The organism is Janthinobacterium sp. J1-1 (assembly GCF_030944405.1).
GTDB lineage: Bacteria > Pseudomonadota > Gammaproteobacteria > Burkholderiales > Burkholderiaceae_D > Janthinobacterium.
In genome coordinates this window covers 4,417,782-4,435,824 of record NZ_CP132339.1, presented here as the reverse complement: position 1 = coordinate 4,435,824, position 18,043 = coordinate 4,417,782, and the positions used below count along the sequence as shown (strand labels likewise).

The following is an 18,043-nucleotide window of genomic DNA, read 5'->3' as shown; positions in this document are numbered from 1 at the left end:
TCAGAATTGAAAGTAGAGAAATTCGGTGACGCGGTTCATGCCGAAGATGCAGGCGACAAACAGCGCGGCAAACCCCAGGCTCCAGCGGCGCGTGGGCCGCCAGTGCCAGGCCCGGCGGCCCAGCTGGCCGTCTTGAAAGACTTTTTCAATACAAGGATCGTAATGCACAAATATTTCCTGCGTATTCGGCGCCTTGAAGGCCAGCAGCATGGCCAGCAGCAACACCGGCAGGCCCGGTCCTTCCAGCTGTATCCAGCGGATGCCGTTGAAGGCCGGCTGCCAGCCCGAGTGCGCCAGCGCCGCCGCATAGGCTTCCAGGCCGCGCGGCAGGCTCACGCCATTCGCCCCGAACAGGGCGCCGGCGATGTCCCAGGCCGTGGCCACGTCAGGCGCGCGAAAGAAGATCCAGGCCAGCATCACGGCAAAAAACGTCAGCAGCGGCGGCCACCAGCGGCTGGCCGCCACGCCGAACCGTTGCTGCCAGGCTTGCTGCACCACCAGGTACAGCCCGTGCAGGCCACCCCAGATGACAAAGGTCCAGCCTGCGCCATGCCACAAGCCGCCCAGCAGCATGGTCAGCATCAGGTTGCGGTAGCGCATGGCCTGCCCGCGCCGGCTGCCGCCCAGCGCGATATACAGGTAGTCGCGCAGGAAGCGCGACAAGGTCATGTGCCAGCGGCGCCAGAACTCGGCGATATTGACAGCTTGATAGGGCGAATTGAAATTGAGCGGCAGCTTGACGCCGAACAGGCGCGACAGGCCGATGGCCATGTCGGAATAGCCTGAAAAATCAAAATACAGCTGGAAGGTATACGCCAGCACGCCGATCCACGCTTCCAGCAGGGTCGGCTGGGCGCCGGCGGCAAACACGGGGATGGCAAGCGTCGACAGGTTATCGGCAATCAGCACCTTCTTGGCCAGTCCGACCACGAAAATCGACAGGCCGATGGCGAATTGACTCGCATGCGGGCGCGTATTGGCCGCATCGGCGAATTGCGGCATCATTTCGCGGTGATGCAGCACCGGCCCGGCTATCAGGTGCGGAAAATAGCTGACGAACAGCACGTAATGGATAAAGCGGTATTCGCGCACCTCGCCCCGGTAGCAATCGACGAGGAAGGCGATCTGGGTAAAGGTAAAGAAAGAGATGCCGATCGGCAGCATGATATCGAGCGGCGGCAGCCCGCCAGCGCCAGCGGCGTGCGCCAGGGTATTGACACTGTCGACGAAAAAATTGGCGTATTTGTACCAGGCCAGCAGGCACAGATTGGCCGCCAGCGCCACCACCAGCGCGCGCTTCCTGGCCGGCCCCGTGGAAGCGCCGATCAGCCGTCCGCCCAGGTAGTTGACGGTGATCGATGCCAGCAGCAGCGGCACATAACGTATCTCCCAGTAGCCGTAGAAAAACAGCGAAGCGGCCGCCAGCCAGGCGGCGGGCAACAGCGGCCGGCCCGACCTTCCCAGCAAAAAATAGCCGGCCAGCACGATCGGCAGGTAAAAAAACAGGAAGCTGAAGGAGTTAAACAGCATGGCGCCTCCCGGCCGGCAGGCTGGCGCCATGCAACTGGGCATGACCATGATAGCAGTCGGCGATCTGCGCCGCCACCCTGTCCCAGCTGAACTGACTGACCAGCGCCTGCACCCTGACGCGCTCGGGTTGCTCGGCCACCAGCTGTTCGATGACCAGGCGCTGGGCGGCGCCATCGTCCCAGCGCACCTTGCGCAGCGCAAAAGTGGAGTCAGGCAGCTCGAGCGCGCTTTGCGCCGTCATCACCACCGGCGTGCCGGCCGCCAGCGCTTCGAGCACCGACAGCGGCAGCACTTCGCCCTGGCTGGGCAGGGCCACCACAGCGGCCGCATGATAGGCGCTGGCCAGCAGCGGATCGGCATGCTCCAGGCTGCCCAGCCAGCTGACGTGCGGCAAGGCCAGCAGTTGCTGCAGATATGGCAATTCGTGGCGCGGCGCGGCGCCGATCAGCACCACCGGCAGCGCACTGCCAGCCAGCGCCAGCGCCAGGCCAAGCTGGTTTTTATACGGAGAAATACTAGCGACCATCAGCACGAAGGGGCCGGCGATCCCCGTCTCGCGCCGGAACAGGTCGCCATTGGCCGTAAAGAAATGCGGATTGACGCCATTCGGAAACACGCGGATTTTTTCCGCAACAACGCCGAATCCCTGCGTGATGGCATCGCGCTCGGCCTCGCCCAAGGCAATTACCAGGCTGGCCAGTTGCAGCGCGCGCTTGGTCTGGGCGTAGCTGGTTTGCACCATCCAGTCCGTCAAACGGCCTGCCAGCCGGTCCGCCAGCTCGGCGCGGCGGGCCGTGGCACGGTTCCAGCCCGGCGACAGCAGCGGCGACAACACCACCGGCAGGCCCAGCTCGCTCGCCATTTCAACGATGCGAAAATTGCCATTGATCGCGGAAAACACGTGGATCAGATCGTAATCGGCCAGCCGGTCGTGATTGGCATCGACCAGCCGCACCTGCAATGGCCGTGCGGCGCTGGGTGCCAGGCGGTTCAGGGCGGCAACGGTTTCCCGCACCTGTATCTGCAGGCCGCCGTCGCGCTGGAACAGCATGGGATAAGACAGGATGCCAACTCGCATGGGTTTCCTTCAAGGTGGTGTCCTGGCCGTCAGCAGCTTGCCGGCCAGTTTGCGCTGGAGCAGCAAAAATTCGGCAGCGAGTTCATGTTTCAACAGAAAAATGCCGGCGATCCAGCACAGCAGGCTGGCCAGCCCGGTTGCCAGCAGCGCCAGCAAGGGCATGGCGTGCGGCAGGTCATCGGGCAGCCACAGCGCCACCAGCAGCGGCGCCGGCGCGGTGCAGCCACACAGCAGCAGGCTTTTGCTGACCGTGCGCAGCAGCAAGCGCCAGTCGAGATTGCAGGCCGCGCGCAGCGAACGGTAGCTGAGCCAGCTGCGCAGCAACAGCGCCAGCACCACCGCCCAGGCCACCGCCACCAGGCCGAACGGCGCCGCCGCCAGCACCAGCGCCACCTTCAGCACGCCGGACCAGGCATCGATACCGACTTGCACCCGCATCTTGCCGGTGGCCACCAGCAGGTAGCGTGCCATGCTGAACATGCTATACACGGCCGATGACAGACACATGATGCGTATCAAGGGCACACAGGCGATCCACTGCTGTCCGTACAGCAATTTGACCAAGGGCAAAGCCATGCATGCAAGAAAGAAGAAAAACGGCCAGCTCAAGGCCGTCATGTAGCTGACCGTGCGCAGATAGGCCGGCCCCGCCCCGCCCTGCCCGCCCGCGCGCTCGTTGGCGGCGAACAGGGGAAACACCACGGGCGAAATCGCGCTGGTGATCAGCTGGTTGAACATATTGAGCACGCTTTGCGCCTTGCCGAACAGAGCCAGGCTTTCGATGTCGATCAGCTTGCCGATGATCAGGTCCGGCGCCGCCACGCTGGCTTCATCGATCAGCCCGCCTCCGGTCGAATACGCGCCAAACGCCGCCACCGTGCGCATGCCTTGCCGGCCCGGCAGCCACGGCAGTTCACGGGGCCGCAGCAGCAGGCTCGCCAGCAGGGAGGCCAGGCTGCCGGCCAGCGCCGCCCACACCATGCTCATGTAGCTGTAGCCCAGCAGCGCCAGGCCGACCGCCACCAGCAGATTCGTCACGCTGTTGGCCGCATTGATGGCGTAGATGGCGCGAAAGCGCAGCTGCCGGCGCAAGATGGGCATGGTCAACGCGCTGAACGGGATCAGGACAAAATTAATTGACAGCAATTGCAGCACCAGCCGCAGCCTCGGTTCCTGGTAAAAACCGGCAAGCGGCCCACTGGCGGCCAGCACCAGCAGCGCCAGCAGCCAGGCGACCAGCAGGCTGGTGGCCAGCGCCGCGCGCAGCTTGACCATGTCGAGCTGCTTTTCCTGGATCAGGTATTGGCCGACGCCAAAGTCGCGCACCACCTGGGCCAGCGCCACCAGCACCGCGCCCAGCGAATACACGCCCACTTCGGCCGGCGTCAGCAACCGCGACAGGATCATGGTGGCGACCATGCCCAGCAGCAGCACCGTGTATTTTTCGGCAAAGGAAAACAGCAGCGAGTGGCGGGTGGCGCTCATCCGGGGCGCCGGTCAGACCAGGCCGGCATAGAACTGGCGTAACTGCCGTTCCAGCCGTGGCATCGAATAGCGCTGCTCGGCTTCGCGGCGGGCCGCCAGCGCCATTTGCGCGCGCCGGGGCGCATCCTGCAGCAGGCTGGCCACGGACTCGCAGGCGGCCAGCTCGTCGGCCAGCGGCAGCAGCAGGCCACCGGCACAATCGTGCAGGATATCGTGGGTGCCGGGCACATCCGTTCCCACGGCCGGCACGCCGCAGGCCATCGCCTCGATGGTGGCGATGCCAAAGCCTTCGTTGCGGCTGAGCAGCAGATGCAGGTCGAAGGCCGGCATCAGCAGCTCGATGCGGGCCTGGTAGCCAGTAAAGATTACTTGCCCATCGGCACCGGCCGCCTGCACCTGCAGCCGCAGCGCCGCTTCCAGCGGTCCGGTGCCGGCCAGCACCAGGTACAGTCCGGGAAAGCGCGGCCGCAGGCGCAGAAACATGGCCAGCAGCGCCTCGGGCCGTTTTTGCGGCGACAGCCTGGCCACCGAACCGAGCACCAGCGCATCCTGCGGCAAGCCCAGCTGTTCGCGCGCCAGCCGCCGCCGCTCGTCCGACACGGTAAACAGATCGGTATCGACGCCGTTCGGTATCACGGCCAGGCGCGTGCCAGGCGCCAGCATGTCGCGGTACAGGTCCATGAAATGTTGCAAGGCCGATGGCGAGACTGCATACACGCCCTTGACACACTGCATGGCCGTGGCCAGCAACGGCCGCTGCCAGGCGCTGAACGGTTCCAGTGGAAACGCGTTGTGCACGCTGACCACGGCCGGTAGCCGGCAGCGGCTGGCCTGCCACAGGATGGAGGCGCCATAGGCCGTCCAGCAAAACGCCACATGGACCAGATCGGCCCGGTAGCGCCGCAGCCGCCAGGCGCCCGTCAGCCGCGCGCGCAGCAAGTTCAGCCGGCGCCAAGGCCAGTGCTCGATGAACAGCGGCGGCTGGTACACGCTGATGCGCACCTGCCGGGCCCGCAAGCCTTGCGCCCACCGGTCGAAGCCGGCAAAGCGCCGCAGCGCCAGCAGGCTGTGATAGCCGGCGCCGTCGAGCATGCGCGCTTCCTGCGCCATGCGCAGCTCCATGCCGCCCAGCTCGCCCGAGTAGCTGGTGATCAGGATGCGCGCGGGGCGCCGCACCCTGTTTTGCCACGCTTTTTGCCACGCCTCCTGGCAATAGCCGGCGATATTGGCCAGCTCCCAGCGCCGCACGAACATGTGTTCACGGTCGCGCCGCAGCCAGGCGCCCAGCCATCCGATACTATCGCGCAGGAAACGTCCCAGCATCCAGCGCGGCACGGTGCTGTCTGTCTGCTGGCGAAAGCGACCCCGTCCATGCAGCCAGGCGCGGCGCAGCACCCACGGCACCGCCACCTGATGGGCGCGAATGATATGCGCCACGCATGCTTGCGGGCAAAACCAGGCCAGGTGGCCCGCTTGCGCCAGGCGCAGGTTGAAATTGACTTCGCCGCCCATGGCATAGCTGGCGCCATTCGGGCCGATGCTGTCGTCAAAGCGCAGGCCATCGGCAAAAATGCGCCGCCGCGCCGCCATGTTCGCGCCCCACACCAGCCCCGGATAAATGGGGCCGTCCGGCAGGCCGCGTTCGGTCAAACCCCAGGTCAGGCCCGCTGGCGTGCGAGCAAGCAGCCATGGCGCGGGAGGGAGACGCCAGGCGGGCACGATGGCGCCGCCAAACAGGGCATGGCCGGGCTGGCGCGCGGCGCAATGCTGCAGGCGGCGCAGCCAGTCCACCTGGGGAATCGCATCGTCGTCGGTAAACACCAGCAACTCCTGGCCGTCACCGCGCTGGCGCAAGACCAGTTCCAGCGCGGCGTTCAATGCCGCATTCTTGCCGCGCCGCGCCACGTGCAAGGTGCTCAGGGGCAAGCGCCCCTGGAAAGCGGCGATCACCTCGGCGGTCGCGTCGCTGCTGCCATTGTCGGCAATCACCAGGCGCCAGCCGCCGGCGGGCCTGGCCAGCGCCGTGTACGCCCGCAGTACTTCAGGCAAGGTGGCGGCGCCGTTGTAGGTCGCCATCAGTACGGTCAACAAGCGCGCGTCTCCTGTGTTTGGGGGAAGGCAAGGTTACCGAGCAGTGTACTGAGCGAATTTCCCCAGCCGTTGACAGGCGTCAATGCCAGGCGCCTGCGATGCGATAACACTAGGCGACACCGCCAGCCAGGAAACCGTCTCTCCATGCGCGACATACTGATTACCCTTATCGTGTTCGGCTCGCTCCCCTTCATCGTCAAGGTGCCCGCCACTGGCGCCCTGATGTGGGTCTGGGTCAGCGTGATGAATCCGCATACGCAAGGCTGGGGCTTTGCCACCCAGCTGCCGTTCGCCATGATCATCGCCGTGGTCACCATGTTCGGCATGTTGCTGTCGCGCACGCCCAAGGGCCTGCCGATGACGCCCGTCAGCGTATTGCTGCTGCTGTTCGTGCTGTGGATGAACGTGACGACCCCGTTTGCGCTGCTGCCGGGGCCATCCTGGGTGCAGTGGAACAAGGTCATGAAGATCATGCTGATGAGCTTTGTGGTGATGATGCTGATACGCACCCGCACCGATATCATCCGGCTGGTGTGGGTACTGGTCGGCTCGATCGGCTTTTATGGCGTCAAGGGCGGCATCTTCACCATCCGCAGCGGCGGCACGGAACGGGTCTGGGGGCCGGAAGCGACTTTTATCGGCGACAACAATGCGCTGGCCCTGGCGCTGATCATCACGATACCGTTGATGTATTACCTGCAGCAAAATAGCGATAAGCGCTGGGTACGCCATGGACTGACGGCCGCGATGGTGCTGAGCGCCCTGGCCGCGCTGGGCTCGTATTCGCGCGGCGGCCTGCTGGCGATCGCCGCCATGTGTCTGTTCATGTGGATCAAGAGCGGCAAGAAAGTGGCGCTGGGCGCGCTGCTGTGCTTGCTGGGGCCGCTGCTGCTCGCTTTCATGCCCGAGCGCTGGGCCGAGCGCATGGATACCATCAATACCTTCCAGGAAGACAGTTCGGCCCAGGGCCGCCTGAATGCCTGGCAGATGGCGTACAACCTGGCACGCGACCGTTTCCTGGGCGGCGGCTTCGAAGTGTCCGATGCGGGCATCTTTGCCCGCTATGCGCCCGATCCGCAGGCCGTGCACGCGGCGCACAGCATTTATTTCCAGGCCCTCGGCGAACATGGCTTCGTCGGCCTGGCGCTCTACCTGGCGCTGGGCTGCGCCACCTGGCGCACGGCGGCCGCCATTATCCGGCAGTCGCGCGGCAAGGCCGAGCTGGCCTGGGCGCTGGGCCTGGCCACCATGTGCCAGGCCAGCATGGTGGGTTTTGCCGTCGGCGGCGCTTTCCTCAGCCTGCTGTATTTCGACATGCCCTATTATTTGATGGCGGTGCTGATCGCCACCCGCATCCTGGTCGAGCAGCACGTGAAAGCGCAGCGTTTGGTGCCGCTGCGCAAGGGGCCGGCAGCGGCCGAGTCCGGCATGGCGGGCCAGCCATGAGCGGGACCGAGCTGTCGATCCTGATCTACCACCGGGTGCTGGCCCGGCCCGACCCGCTGTTCCCCGGCGAAGTCGACCGCGCCCTGTTCGAGCGCCAGTTGCGCCTGCTCAAGCGCTTTTATACGGTGCTGCCCTTGCCTGTGGCCGTGCAGCGCCTGCAGGACGGCAGCCTGCCGCCTCGCGCGGCCTGCATTACCTTCGACGATGGCTATGCCGACAATGCCGAACACGCGCTGCCCCTGCTGCGGCAATACGGCTTGCACGCCACTTTTTTTATCGCCACCGGCTATTTGAATGGCGGGCAGATGTGGAACGACCGCGTGATCGACGCCGTGCGCCAGGCGCCGGGCGCCTCCCTGGATTTGCGCGACCTGGGGCTGGACTGCCTGCCACTGGCCAGCCTGGCCCAGCGCCGCGCCGCCATCGAGCATGTGCTGGCGCACCTGAAATACCTGCCGTTCGAACAGCGCCAGCGCCTGGCCGTCGAACTGCGCCGGCGCGCGGGGGGGGCCACGCGCACCATGGCCCCTGCGATGCTGACTACTGCCCAGCTGCAGTGGCTGCACACGGCCGGCATGGGCATCGGCGCGCATACGGTCAGCCACCCCATCCTGGCCGCCATGTCCGACCGCGCGGCGCGCAACGATATCGCCAACGGCAAGCGCGAGCTGGAACAGCTGCTGCAAGCGCCCATGACCCTGTTTGCCTATCCGAACGGCAAGGCCGGCCGCGATTACGGGCCGGCCCATGTCGAGATCGTCAAGAGCCTGGGCTTTACCGCCGCGCTGGCCACCGACTGGGGCGTGGCGCGGCCGGGCGCCGGGCTGGATCTGTTCCAGCTGCCCCGTTTTACGCCGTGGGATCGAGGACGCCTGGCATTTTTATGGCGGCTGCGCCAGAACCGGCGGCAAAGCCCAGTGCATGCGCGCTGAGCCATTGTTCCAGCATCATCAGTATCCACACCATGGTGCCGTGATACGCGGGATGCTCCAGCAGCAGGCGGCCTTGGAGATCGTCGATAAAGCCGGGCCGCACGATGCCCCGCAGGCGCAGCTGGGCCAGGTTGTCGAAAGCAAACTCACGCAGCGGTGCATGGCTTTGCAGCCACAAACCGAACGGCAGGCCAAAACCGTGCTTTTTCTTGCGCAAGATGGCCCGGGGCAAAATATCGGCCAGCGCCTGCTTGAAAAACGGCCGCAGCCGCATGCCCCTGAGCTTGTCGCCGGGCGGCAGGCTGGCGGCAAACGCCACCATCGCGTCGTGCAGGAAGGGAAACGCCGCCTCCACGCCGGCCAGTTCGCAAGCCTTGCGCACCTTGGGCAAGTCGTTGTCGGCCAGGGTGAAGCGCATGTCGAGAGCCAGCAAGGCATTGATCTGGCTCAGCTGGCGTTCCGGCCGCTGCAAATATGCGCTGTTCAGCTGATCGAGCGCCATGCCGGGAACGATGGTTTCCAGGAAAGCATCTTCCAGCACCGTGCGATGGCCATAGCGCTGCAGCAAGTTATAACTTTCCAGCCGGGCCGGCAGCGCCATGGTGGCTTGCTCGATATAGCTGCGCGCCTTGTCCCCCAGCCGCGATGGCCGCGTCAACCCTGCACGGAACAGCAGCGGTTCGATGATGCCTTGGCGCAGCATGGCCGGCAGGCGTTCATAGCTGGACAGCAAGGCCTGGCGCGCATAGCGCTCGTTGCCGCCAAACAATTCGTCACCGCCATCGCCGCCCAGCATGCGCGTCATGCCGTCGTCGCGCGCCATTTTCGCGCAATAGTAGGCGGGGATCGCCGAGGCATTGCCGAAGGGCTGGTCGAACCCGGCCGCCATGGCGGGGATCGCGGCCAGCACGTCGGCCGCCGTCACATAATATTCATGGTGTACGCAGCCGGCGTGGCTGGCGGCCAGGCGCGCATACGCCATTTCGTCGTAGCCGGGCGCGTCAAAGCCTATCGAATAGGCGCGCGCGCCCGATCCCGTCACCTGCCGCACGATGGCGGCGATGGTGGAACTGTCGGTGCCGCCGCTGAGAAAAGCGCCGGTGGTGGCCGCCACATCGCCCAGGCTGCTTTCCACCGCCAGGCGCAAAATGCGCAAAAAAGCCTGCTGGCGGCTGGCAAAGGTGGCCATGGTTTTTTCCTGGAAGGCCAGCGACCAGTAACTTCCCTTGCACTGTTTTCCCGCGCGCACATGCAGGTATTCTCCCGGCAGCAAGCGCTGCCAGCCCAGCCACGGCGTTTCCGGCGCGGGCACCATATGGAAAAACAGATAGTGATACAGGGCCTGCGGGTCGAGCGCGCCGCGCACTGCCGGATGGGCCAACATCGCGTCGTTCGAGGAGGCAAAGAACACGCCCTGCGCATTGCTCACATGGCTGAGCGGATAACTGCCGGCGCGATCCACGGCCAGCAGCAACTGGCCGGAAAAACCATCGACGACGGCCAGCGCAAATTCGCCGGACAAGGCCGCGCAGGCGGCCGCGCCGCGCGCCAGCCAGACAGGCGCCAGCCGCTGCGCCACATTCAAGGCGGAATCATCGAGCATGGGGTGGCCCCAGAGGGCGATCAGCAAGCCATCCTGCTGATACAGATGGCTGGCACCGTCGCCGGCCGCCACGGCCACCGTGCCTTTCTCGCCCGTACGCCACTGCAATGGCGCCTGGTCCAGGCGCGACAGCGGTGCCGCCATGGCGCTGATCGCCGAGACATCCCCGTCCCCCAGCCAACCGCACAGGCCGCTCATACGAGCACCTCGGCCGGCAAGGGATGGCCGAGAAACGCGGTCGGGCTAGCCGTCAGGCCATAGGCGCCCGACTGGAACACCACCACTAGGTCGCCCTCGGCCGCGCGCGCCATTTCCATCTGTTCGGCCAGCAAGTCCAGCGGCGTGCACAGCGGCCCGACCACGGACACCACTTCGCGCTCGCCGCCGTGCAGGCGGTTGCCGATCGCTACCGGATAATTCTTGCGGATCAGCTGGCCAAAATTGCCCGACGCGGCCAGGTGATGGTGCAAGCCGCCATCGGTGACGAGGAATATCTGGCCATGCGACAACTTGCGCTCGATCACCGCGCACACATAGATGCCGGCCTCGGCCACCAGATAGCGGCCCAGCTCGATATTCAGACGGGCGCCGGGCGCCGCCCTGGCCAGCTTGTCCAGTTGGCGCTGCAGGTTGTCGGCCAGCGGCGCCAGGTCCAGCGGCATGTCGCCCGGAAAGTACGGCACGCCGAAGCCGCCGCCGATATTGAGCACGCGCAAGGCGGACGGTGCGTCATGCGCCAATTGCAGCGCCAGCTCGACGCTGGCCGCCTGGGCTTCCGCCAGGGCCGGGGCCGACAGGTTTTGCGAGCCGGAAAACACGTGAAAGCCGTGGAAATCCAGTTGCAGCTGGCCTATGCGCGCCAGCAAGGTCGGCACCAGCGCCGCATCGACACCGAACGGCTGGGCGCCGCCGCCCATGCGCATGCCGGCGCGGCGCAGCGCGAAATCGGGGTTGACCCGCACGGCGACCCGCGCCGCCACGCCCAGCCGGTCGCTGGCCAGGGCCAGCTTTTCCAGCTCCGCGCGCGACTCGACATTGATCAGCACGCCGGCCGCCACGGCCCGCGCCAGCTCGCTTTCGCTTTTGCCGGGGCCGGCAAAGCTGATGGCACCTGGCGCCATGGTGGTGTCGAGCGCGGTGGCCAGTTCGCCGCCCGACGCCACGTCGATGCCGTCAACCAGCCCCGCCAGCCACTGCACCACGGCCGACATCGGATTGGCCTTCATCGCATAATGCAGGTGCACCCCTGGCGGCAGCGCGGCGCGCAAGCTTGCCACGCGGGCCGCGATCCGCGCGCGGTCGTAGGCGTAGAACGGCGTGCGCCCCACACGTTGCGCCAGCCGGGTCAGGGACAAGCCGCCAAACTGCAGCACATCATCGCGCGCCGCCAGTTGTTGCAGGGCCGCATGCACGGGCAGGCCGCGCGCGTTCATGGCCGCTCCCCGGCGTTGACGGGGATGGCGGCAAGCACCTCGGCAATCTCGCGCGCCAGCAGCGCCCGGTCGATCTTGCCGTTCGGATTGCGCGGCAAGGCCTCGCCGCGGATATCGATCCAGAGCGGCATCATGTAGGCAGGCAAATGCTTGCGGCAGGCCGACAGCAGCGCCTCGCGCCCCAGTTCCACGCCCGGCGCGGGGGTCACCAGCAGGGCGATGGCCGCACCCAGCAAGGGATGCGGCACACCGAGCGCGGCCGCCTCGCCCACCAGCCCGCTGGCATACGCCACTTCCTCGATCTCGGCCGGGCTGACCCGGTAGCCCGAGGTCTTGATCATCTCATCGTTGCGGCCGACGAAATACAGGAAACCATCGGCATCGCGGCGCACCGTGTCGCCCGACCAGACGGCCAGTTCGGGCAGCACCAGCCCATCGGCCTGGGGCGGCAGCGGCTTGAAGCGCTCGGCCGTGCGCGCCGCATCGTTCCAGTAGCCGAGCGCCACCAGCGCGCCACGGTGCACCAGTTCGCCCGGTTCCTCGTCGTCGCACACGCTGCCGTCGGCGCGCAGCACCAGCACTTCGGCATTCGGAATCGCCTTGCCGATCGAATCGGGGCGGCTGGCCAGCTGTTCCGGCGGAAGATAGGTGGAGCGGAACGCTTCCGTCAGCCCATACATCAGGAATATCTGCGTGCGCGGCAGCTGCGCGCGCAGCTTGTCGACGGTGCCCGGCTGCATCACGCCGCCCGAATTGGTGATATAGCGCAAGGGCGTCGACAAGGGCCAGCTCAGCTGCGACAGCTGTATCCACAGCGGCGGCACCGCCGCCAGGCCCGTGATCGCCTCCTGCTCCACCGCTTCGACAATGTCGCGCAGCAGCAGGTAATTGATCAGCACGGCGCAGGCACCGCTGGCAAACGCCGTGGTCAGCTGGCTCAGGCCATAGTCAAAGCTGAGCGGAAGCACGCACAGCAGCCGGTCCTGCGGCGTATTGCGCAAGTAGCTTGAGACGCTGACCGCGCCGGCCACCATATTGCGGTGCGACAGCACCACGCCCTTGGGCCGGCCGGTGCTGCCCGACGTATATAAAATCGCCGCCATGTCCTGATCGATCATGGCGTGCATGTCGCGGGACTTGGCCGGCAGGTCGGCGCCGAGCTCCAGCACCGACGACCAGGACAGGATCTGCACGCCGCCCAGGGCGGTGTCCGGGCCGCGCTCGCCGGTCACGATAATCGCGCGCAAGCCGGGACAGCTGGCCAGCACCGGCGCCAGCTGCGCCAGCCGTTCGCGCGAGGTGACCAGTACGGACACGCCGCAGTCGCCCAGTATATAAGCGACCTGCTCGGGTTTCAGCAGCGGATTGACGGGCACGAACACGCCGCCGGCGGCCGCCGCGCCGAACATGGCGATCACGTTTTCCTGGCGTTTTTCCAGATAGACGGCCACCCGCGCGGCGCGCCGCAAGCCCAGCTGCAGCAGCGCGCCGGCGCAGTCGCGCACGCTTTGCGCCAGCGCGCCATACGCCAGCGGCACGCCCTGGTAGCTCAAGGCCGGCGCGGCGGGCGCCAGGCGGGCCGTCTCGAAGATAAAGTCATGGATCAGTGTCGCCATCGTCTGCCCTTGTCTATGCGCGCATGATGCATTTCATGCATCCCCCTATGATTGGGACAAATGCCGGGGCAGTTCTTGATTTTTATCAACTAACAGGGCGCGGGGGCACAACTTGAGGCGGCGCAAGACTCATCAGCGCCGCTGCGCTCTAATGGACAACGTTGGCTGTCCAGCCGCCCCATCCTATTTCGCCATGGCCTGGTTCCTGAACCTCGTTCGCCGTATCTCCGCCAGCCTGCGCCAGCTGGGCTGGGTTGACGGCGCCTGGCATGCGTGCGCGCGCCTGCTGCAGGCGGTGCCCGGCGAACGTTGCGCGCTGCACCGCTATCAGTTCGTGGCCCAGCCGGTCGCGCCCGGTTCGCTGTGCCGGGGGCGCGGCAAGGCGATCGCCGTCACCCCCTGCCTGGCGGCCGAAGCGCTGCCGCCCGGCCCCGCGCGGCCTTTGACGGTGCTGCTGGACCGCTACCGCCAGGGCGCGCAATGCCTGGTGGCGCAGATCCACCAGGCAACTGATGCGGCGCCGTCCATGGCCGGCTGGCTGTGGCTGCTGCGCGGCGCCTGCCAGGAAGACGAGGTGCGCGCGCGCTATGTGCTGGCGCCCGAACTGTCGTGGGACCTCGACGTCTGGGTCCATCCGCAGCAGCGCGGCGCACTGGTGTTCGCCCGCCTGTGGGAGGAAGCCAACGCCCGGCTGCACGCGCAAGGCGTGCGCTGGTCGTGCAGCCGCATCTCGCGCTTCAACCGCGGCTCGCTGGCGGCCCATGCGCGCCTGGGCGCCATCAGCCTGGGCACGGCCACTTTTGTCCGCTGCGGCCGCTGGCAATGGATGATCGCCAGCCTGCCGCCTTATCTGCATTTGTCGCGCCACCCCGCCAGTTTCCCCAGTTTCCGCTTTGATCATTTACCCTGGAGCCGCCATGCCGCCACTTGATACCATCACCGCCATCCTGCGCGCCGCGCTGGGTCTGGGTACGCAGCCGCTGGCGCACGATACGCCGCTGCTGGGCAGCTTGCCGGAACTCGATTCGATGGCCGTAATCGGCGTGATCGCCGCGCTGGAAGACCATTTCGGCTTCACCATCGAGGACGACGACATCCACGCCCGCCATTTCGCCACCGTCGGCACCTTGCAGGCGTTTGTCGACGCCAAGCTGGCGCAAGCGGATTTGCGCTGATGCTCAATGCCACCACCAGCCTGCTGCCGTTTTTCCTGCCGGCCTCCGGCGGCCAGCGCTACTGCCTGCTGCACCTGCCGGCGCCGGGCCGGCCCGCGCGTGGCGGCATCGTCTACATCCACCCGTTTGCCGAGGAACTCAACAAAAGCCGGCATATCGCCGCGATGCAGGCGCGGGCCTTTGCCGCCGCCGGCTACAGCGTGCTGCAGCTCGACCTGTACGGCTGCGGCGACAGCAGCGGCGACTTCGGCGACGCGCGCTGGAGCATCTGGCGCAACGACCTGCACCTGGCCTGCGCCTGGCTGGCGCAACGGGTCGACGGCCCCTTGACCGTGTGGGGCTTGCGCCTGGGCGCCCTGCTGGCGCTGGAACTGGCCGCGCATCCGCCGGTGCCGCTGCAGCGGCTGCTGCTGTGGCAGCCGGAACTGGACGGCCGGCGCGCCATCGACCGTTTCCTGCGCCTGCGCCTGGCCGGCAGCATGCTGGCGGGCCAGGCCGAAGCGCCCGGCCATGCGCGCGCCGAACTGGCGGCCGGACGCGCCGTCGAAGTGGCCGGCTACCTGCTGGCGCCGGAACTGGCGCAGGCCATCGACGCGATGGCGGCCAGCAGCTTGCGCCCGCCGCTGCCCGTCTACTGGCTGGAATATCTGAGCGGCGAAGCCGCCGTGCTGCCGGCACCCACCGCCAGCCTGGCCGAGCAATGGCGCGGTGTAGGCGTGGCGCTGCACATCGCCGGCTTTGCCGACGGTCCGTTCTGGAACAGCGCCGAATTGCTCGAGTGCCCACAATTGCTGGACGCTACCGCCAGTGTCTGCCACGACTGGCTCGACGAAGGAGATCCCCGGCATGCATGCTGAACTGTCCACCACGGACACCCTGGCAACCGTCCACCAGCTGGCGCTGCGCTTTCGCTGCGCCGACGACGCCGAGGCGCGCCTGGTCGGCATATTGACAATGCCGTCCACGCCGGGCCCGCGCGGCGTATTGATCGTCACGGGCGGGCCGCAATACCGCGCCGGCAGCCACCGCCAGTTCGTTTTGCTGGCGCGCTTCCTGGCCGCGCGCGGCGTCGCCGTGCTGCGCTTCGACTACCGCGGCATGGGCGACAGCGAAGGGGCACCACGCGACTACCGCCAGGTCGACGCCGACATCGCCGCCGCGCTGGCGCAGTTTTTCGCCGCCGTGCCGGCCCTGCGCGAGGTGGTGCTGTGGGGCTTGTGCGACGGCGCCACGGCGGCCGCCTGCCACGCGCCGCGCGACCCGCGCATCAGCGGCCTGATCCTGCTCAATCCCTGGGTGCGCAGCCCGGCGGTGCTGGCGCGCGCCACCTTGCGCCACTATTATTTGCCGCGCCTGCTGCAAGCGGACTTCTGGCGCAAATTGGCCGGCGGCGGCGTGCAAATGAAAGACAGCCTGGCGTCGCTGCGCCAGGTGGCGGCCGACACCCATAACAGCCAGCAGGATGCGCTGGCCCCGGCAGCCCTGCTGTTCCAGGCGCTGGGCTGCTTTCGCGGCAAGGTGCTGCTGATCCTGAGCGGCGATGACCTGGGCGCGCGCGAATGGACCACCCTGCTGGCAAACGACCGCGCCTGGCGCGAACTGGGCCAGCGCCGCAACTGGCGCCAAGAGGAGGTGCCTGGCGCCAATCATACTTTTTCCAGCGCCGCCGCGCGCGCCCGGGTCGAACGCCTGTGCGCCGACTGGATCGCTTCATGCTGACCGTGCAGCCGGGCCCGCGCCGCGTGCTGATGGTGGCCTATCATTTTCCGCCGCTGCAAGGCGGCAGCGGCGTGCTGCGCACCCAGGGTTTCGCGCGCTACCTGCCCGAAGCGGGCTGGCAGCCGCTGATATTGAGTGCCAGCCCGCGCGCCTACGACCACACCAGCGACCGGGCCACGGACGACGGCCAGTTGACGGTGCGGCGCAGCGCGGCGCTCGATGCGGCGCGCCATCTGTCGCTGCGCGGGCGCTATCCCGCCTGCCTGGCCCTGCCCGACCGCTGGAGTTCCTGGTGGCTGAGCGCCGTGCCGGCTGGCCTGGCCATGATACGGCGCTACCGGCCCGACGCGATCTGGTCCACCTACCCGATCGCCACCGCCCACCTGATCGGCCTGACCTTGCACAAGCTCACGGGCTTGCCGTGGATCGCCGACCAGCGCGACCCGATGATCGACGACAGCGACCCGACCGCGCCGTATCCCGCCAATGCCCGCGTGCACCGCCTGCATGGCTGGATCGAACAGCGCATCGCCGCCCGCAGCGCGGCCATCGTCTGCACCACGCCGGGCGCCCTCGACAGCCACCGCCGGCGCCTGGCGCAAGTGGAGGCCGAACGCTTTTGCCTGATCGAGAACGGCTACGACGAGGCCGGATTTACTGACTGCGCCAGCCACGCGGCAGGCAGCCACCGCAGCCGCTTTCTGCTGCTGCACAGCGGCGTGATCTATCCGTCCGAGCGCGATCCGCAAGCGCTGTTCGCCGCCCTGGCCAAGCTGCGCCAAGGCGGCGTGCTGGCAGCGCACAATTTCCAGCTGCTGCTGCGCGCCACCGGCCACGACGCCTGGCTGGCCGGCCTGCTGGCCAAATTCGGCATCGCCGACCTGGTCACCCTGGCGCCATTGCAGGCGCACCAGGAGGCGCTGCGCGAAATGCAGTCGGCCGACGGCTTGCTGCTGCTGCAGGCGGCCAACTGCAACGGCCAGATTCCCGCCAAGCTGTATGAATACCTGCGCTGCCGCCGGCCCGTGCTGGCCCTGACTGACCTGGCCGGCGACAGCGCGGCCAAGCTGCGCCTGTGCGGCATCGACACCATCGGCCAGCTGGCCTCGAGCGGCGACTGCGCGCGCGCGCTGCTGCGTTTCCTGGAACTGGCGCGCCAGGGCCGCGCGCCGCTGGCCAGCCAGGGCGCCATCCTGCTGCAGTCGCGCCAGGCGCGCAGCCATGCGCTGGCCGAACTGCTCGACCAGGTCATCCACCGGAGTTCACCATGAAAATCCTGCTGATGCTGTGCGCCTGCCTGGCGTGCTGCGACCCCGCCGCCGCGCAATCGACCTGCCCGCCGTATGTAAAACACGATCCGGGCGGCGACTACACCAGCCCGGACGACCGGGCCGGCCTGGCGGTGGTCGAGCAATACCATTTTTCGCGCGATGTGGAAAGCCTGAAGCAGGGCATGACGGGCAGCCTGGGTGGCGACATCAGCTACACCCTGGAGCACTTCCCCAACCATCACCGGGCACTGGCCGCGATGGCCAAGCTGGGCCAGCGCGACAAGCGCGTGCAACCGGTGGGCGCGCGCTACACGGTCAGCTGCTATTTCGAGCGCGCCATCGCCTATGCGCCGCACGACACGACGGCGCGCATGGTGTTCGGTAACTACCTGCTGGCCACCAAACAGGAGGCGGCGGCGCTGGAACAACTGCAGGAAGCGGCGCGCCGGTCGCCCGAACACGCCACCCTGCAGTACAACCTGGGCCTGCTGTACGTCAAGCGCAAGGAGTACGCGCAGGCGCGCGAGCATGCGGCCAGGGCCTACGCACTGGGTTTCCCCTTGCAGGGCCTGAAAAACCAGCTGAAGAAAGCCGGCCAGTGGCAGGAGCCGCCGGCCGAGGCCAAAGCTGACAAGGACAGCCCTACGGCAGAATGACGGCCGGA

General features: G+C 67.2%; 15 protein-coding genes. 8 read left to right on the top strand and 7 right to left on the bottom strand.

Annotated features, from left to right (window positions below):
• From Q8L25_RS20215 to Q8L25_RS20200, 4 genes are read right to left on the bottom strand one after another with little or no spacing between them, the layout of a single operon-like run.
• Positions 1-1,530: an MBOAT family O-acyltransferase gene (locus tag Q8L25_RS20215; protein WP_308921083.1), complete on the bottom strand. Its 1,530-nt coding sequence runs from the start codon at positions 1,528-1,530 to the stop codon at positions 1-3.
• Positions 1,520-2,608 carry a glycosyltransferase family 4 protein gene (locus Q8L25_RS20210; protein ID WP_308921082.1) on the bottom strand — a complete coding sequence of 363 codons (1,089 nt, stop codon included), beginning with the start codon at positions 2,606-2,608 and terminating at the stop codon, positions 1,520-1,522. The genes Q8L25_RS20215 and Q8L25_RS20210 overlap by 11 nt, the downstream gene beginning before the upstream one ends.
• A 9-nt stretch (positions 2,609-2,617) precedes the next feature.
• The gene (locus Q8L25_RS20205; protein WP_308921081.1) at positions 2,618-4,093 is read right to left on the bottom strand and encodes an oligosaccharide flippase family protein; all 1,476 of its coding nucleotides are present in this window, start codon (positions 4,091-4,093) and stop codon (positions 2,618-2,620) included.
• A 12-nt stretch (positions 4,094-4,105) separates the two neighbouring features.
• Positions 4,106-6,184 carry a glycosyltransferase gene (locus tag Q8L25_RS20200; protein WP_308921080.1) on the bottom strand — a complete coding sequence of 693 codons (2,079 nt, stop codon included), beginning with the start codon at positions 6,182-6,184 and terminating at the stop codon, positions 4,106-4,108.
• 144 nt (positions 6,185-6,328) lie between these two features.
• Here Q8L25_RS20200 and Q8L25_RS20195 point away from each other — a divergent pair, with 144 nt between their 5' ends.
• Positions 6,329-7,630, top strand: coding sequence for a putative O-glycosylation ligase, exosortase A system-associated (locus Q8L25_RS20195; RefSeq protein ID WP_308921079.1), 1,302 nt, complete (start codon positions 6,329-6,331; stop codon positions 7,628-7,630).
• Complete coding sequence (locus Q8L25_RS20190; protein ID WP_308921078.1) at positions 7,627-8,562, top strand: polysaccharide deacetylase family protein; 936 nt, start codon at positions 7,627-7,629, stop codon at positions 8,560-8,562. Before Q8L25_RS20195 ends, Q8L25_RS20190 begins: the two co-directional genes overlap by 4 nt.
• Here Q8L25_RS20190 and Q8L25_RS20185 read toward each other — a convergent pair.
• From Q8L25_RS20185 to Q8L25_RS20175, 3 genes are read right to left on the bottom strand one after another with little or no spacing between them, the layout of a single operon-like run.
• A complete protein-coding gene (locus Q8L25_RS20185; protein WP_308921077.1) occupies positions 8,480-10,363 on the bottom strand; it encodes an asparagine synthase-related protein in 1,884 nt (627 codons plus the stop codon). The genes Q8L25_RS20190 and Q8L25_RS20185 overlap by 83 nt on opposite strands.
• Positions 10,360-11,598 (bottom strand): pyridoxal-dependent decarboxylase, exosortase A system-associated, encoded by a 1,239-nt coding sequence (locus Q8L25_RS20180; protein WP_308921076.1) that lies wholly within the window; start codon positions 11,596-11,598, stop codon positions 10,360-10,362. The genes Q8L25_RS20185 and Q8L25_RS20180 overlap by 4 nt, the downstream gene beginning before the upstream one ends.
• Complete coding sequence (locus Q8L25_RS20175; RefSeq protein WP_308921075.1) at positions 11,595-13,214, bottom strand: acyl-CoA ligase (AMP-forming), exosortase A system-associated; 1,620 nt, start codon at positions 13,212-13,214, stop codon at positions 11,595-11,597. Before Q8L25_RS20175 ends, Q8L25_RS20180 begins: the two co-directional genes overlap by 4 nt.
• 193 nt (positions 13,215-13,407) lie before the next feature.
• Between Q8L25_RS20175 and Q8L25_RS20170 the strand changes: the two genes are divergently transcribed.
• The 6 genes from Q8L25_RS20170 to Q8L25_RS20145 are packed head-to-tail and all read left to right on the top strand — an operon-like array spanning position 13,408 to position 18,035.
• A complete protein-coding gene (locus Q8L25_RS20170; RefSeq protein ID WP_308921074.1) occupies positions 13,408-14,145 on the top strand; it encodes a hypothetical protein in 738 nt (245 codons plus the stop codon).
• Positions 14,132-14,389, top strand: coding sequence for an acyl carrier protein (locus tag Q8L25_RS20165; RefSeq protein ID WP_308921073.1), 258 nt, complete (start codon positions 14,132-14,134; stop codon positions 14,387-14,389). The genes Q8L25_RS20170 and Q8L25_RS20165 overlap by 14 nt, the downstream gene beginning before the upstream one ends.
• On the top strand, positions 14,389-15,246 hold the full coding sequence (locus tag Q8L25_RS20160) for a hydrolase 2, exosortase A system-associated (RefSeq protein WP_308921072.1): 858 nt from the start codon (positions 14,389-14,391) through the stop codon (positions 15,244-15,246). The genes Q8L25_RS20165 and Q8L25_RS20160 overlap by 1 nt, the downstream gene beginning before the upstream one ends.
• On the top strand, positions 15,236-16,108 hold the full coding sequence (locus Q8L25_RS20155; protein ID WP_308921071.1) for a hydrolase 1, exosortase A system-associated: 873 nt from the start codon (positions 15,236-15,238) through the stop codon (positions 16,106-16,108). The genes Q8L25_RS20160 and Q8L25_RS20155 overlap by 11 nt, the downstream gene beginning before the upstream one ends.
• Complete coding sequence (locus tag Q8L25_RS20150) at positions 16,102-17,379, top strand: glycosyltransferase (RefSeq protein WP_308921070.1); 1,278 nt, start codon at positions 16,102-16,104, stop codon at positions 17,377-17,379. Before Q8L25_RS20155 ends, Q8L25_RS20150 begins: the two co-directional genes overlap by 7 nt.
• Positions 17,376-18,035, top strand: coding sequence for an ABC transporter permease (locus Q8L25_RS20145; protein ID WP_308921069.1), 660 nt, complete (start codon positions 17,376-17,378; stop codon positions 18,033-18,035). Before Q8L25_RS20150 ends, Q8L25_RS20145 begins: the two co-directional genes overlap by 4 nt.
• The last annotated feature ends 8 nt before the right edge of the window (positions 18,036-18,043 follow it).

Bases quoted from the DNA above. Each gene is read 5' to 3' on its own strand.
- Q8L25_RS20165 (WP_308921073.1), top strand. From the start codon at position 14,132: ATGCCGCCACTTGATACCATCACCGCCATCCTGCGCGCCGCGCTGGGT.
- Q8L25_RS20205 (WP_308921081.1), bottom strand. From the start codon at position 4,093: ATGAGCGCCACCCGCCACTCGCTGCTGTTTTCCTTTGCCGAAAAATAC.
- Q8L25_RS20155 (WP_308921071.1), top strand. From the start codon at position 15,236: ATGCATGCTGAACTGTCCACCACGGACACCCTGGCAACCGTCCACCAG.
- Q8L25_RS20180 (WP_308921076.1), bottom strand. From the start codon at position 11,598: ATGAACGCGCGCGGCCTGCCCGTGCATGCGGCCCTGCAACAACTGGCG.
- Q8L25_RS20195 (WP_308921079.1), top strand. From the start codon at position 6,329: ATGCGCGACATACTGATTACCCTTATCGTGTTCGGCTCGCTCCCCTTC.
- Q8L25_RS20215 (WP_308921083.1), bottom strand. From the start codon at position 1,530: ATGCTGTTTAACTCCTTCAGCTTCCTGTTTTTTTACCTGCCGATCGTG.
- Q8L25_RS20190 (WP_308921078.1), top strand. From the start codon at position 7,627: ATGAGCGGGACCGAGCTGTCGATCCTGATCTACCACCGGGTGCTGGCC.
- Q8L25_RS20150 (WP_308921070.1), top strand. From the start codon at position 16,102: ATGCTGACCGTGCAGCCGGGCCCGCGCCGCGTGCTGATGGTGGCCTAT.
- Q8L25_RS20185 (WP_308921077.1), bottom strand. From the start codon at position 10,363: ATGAGCGGCCTGTGCGGTTGGCTGGGGGACGGGGATGTCTCGGCGATC.
- Q8L25_RS20170 (WP_308921074.1), top strand. From the start codon at position 13,408: ATGGCCTGGTTCCTGAACCTCGTTCGCCGTATCTCCGCCAGCCTGCGC.
- Q8L25_RS20175 (WP_308921075.1), bottom strand. From the start codon at position 13,214: ATGGCGACACTGATCCATGACTTTATCTTCGAGACGGCCCGCCTGGCG.
- Q8L25_RS20160 (WP_308921072.1), top strand. From the start codon at position 14,389: ATGCTCAATGCCACCACCAGCCTGCTGCCGTTTTTCCTGCCGGCCTCC.
- Q8L25_RS20210 (WP_308921082.1), bottom strand. From the start codon at position 2,608: ATGCGAGTTGGCATCCTGTCTTATCCCATGCTGTTCCAGCGCGACGGC.
- Q8L25_RS20145 (WP_308921069.1), top strand. From the start codon at position 17,376: ATGAAAATCCTGCTGATGCTGTGCGCCTGCCTGGCGTGCTGCGACCCC.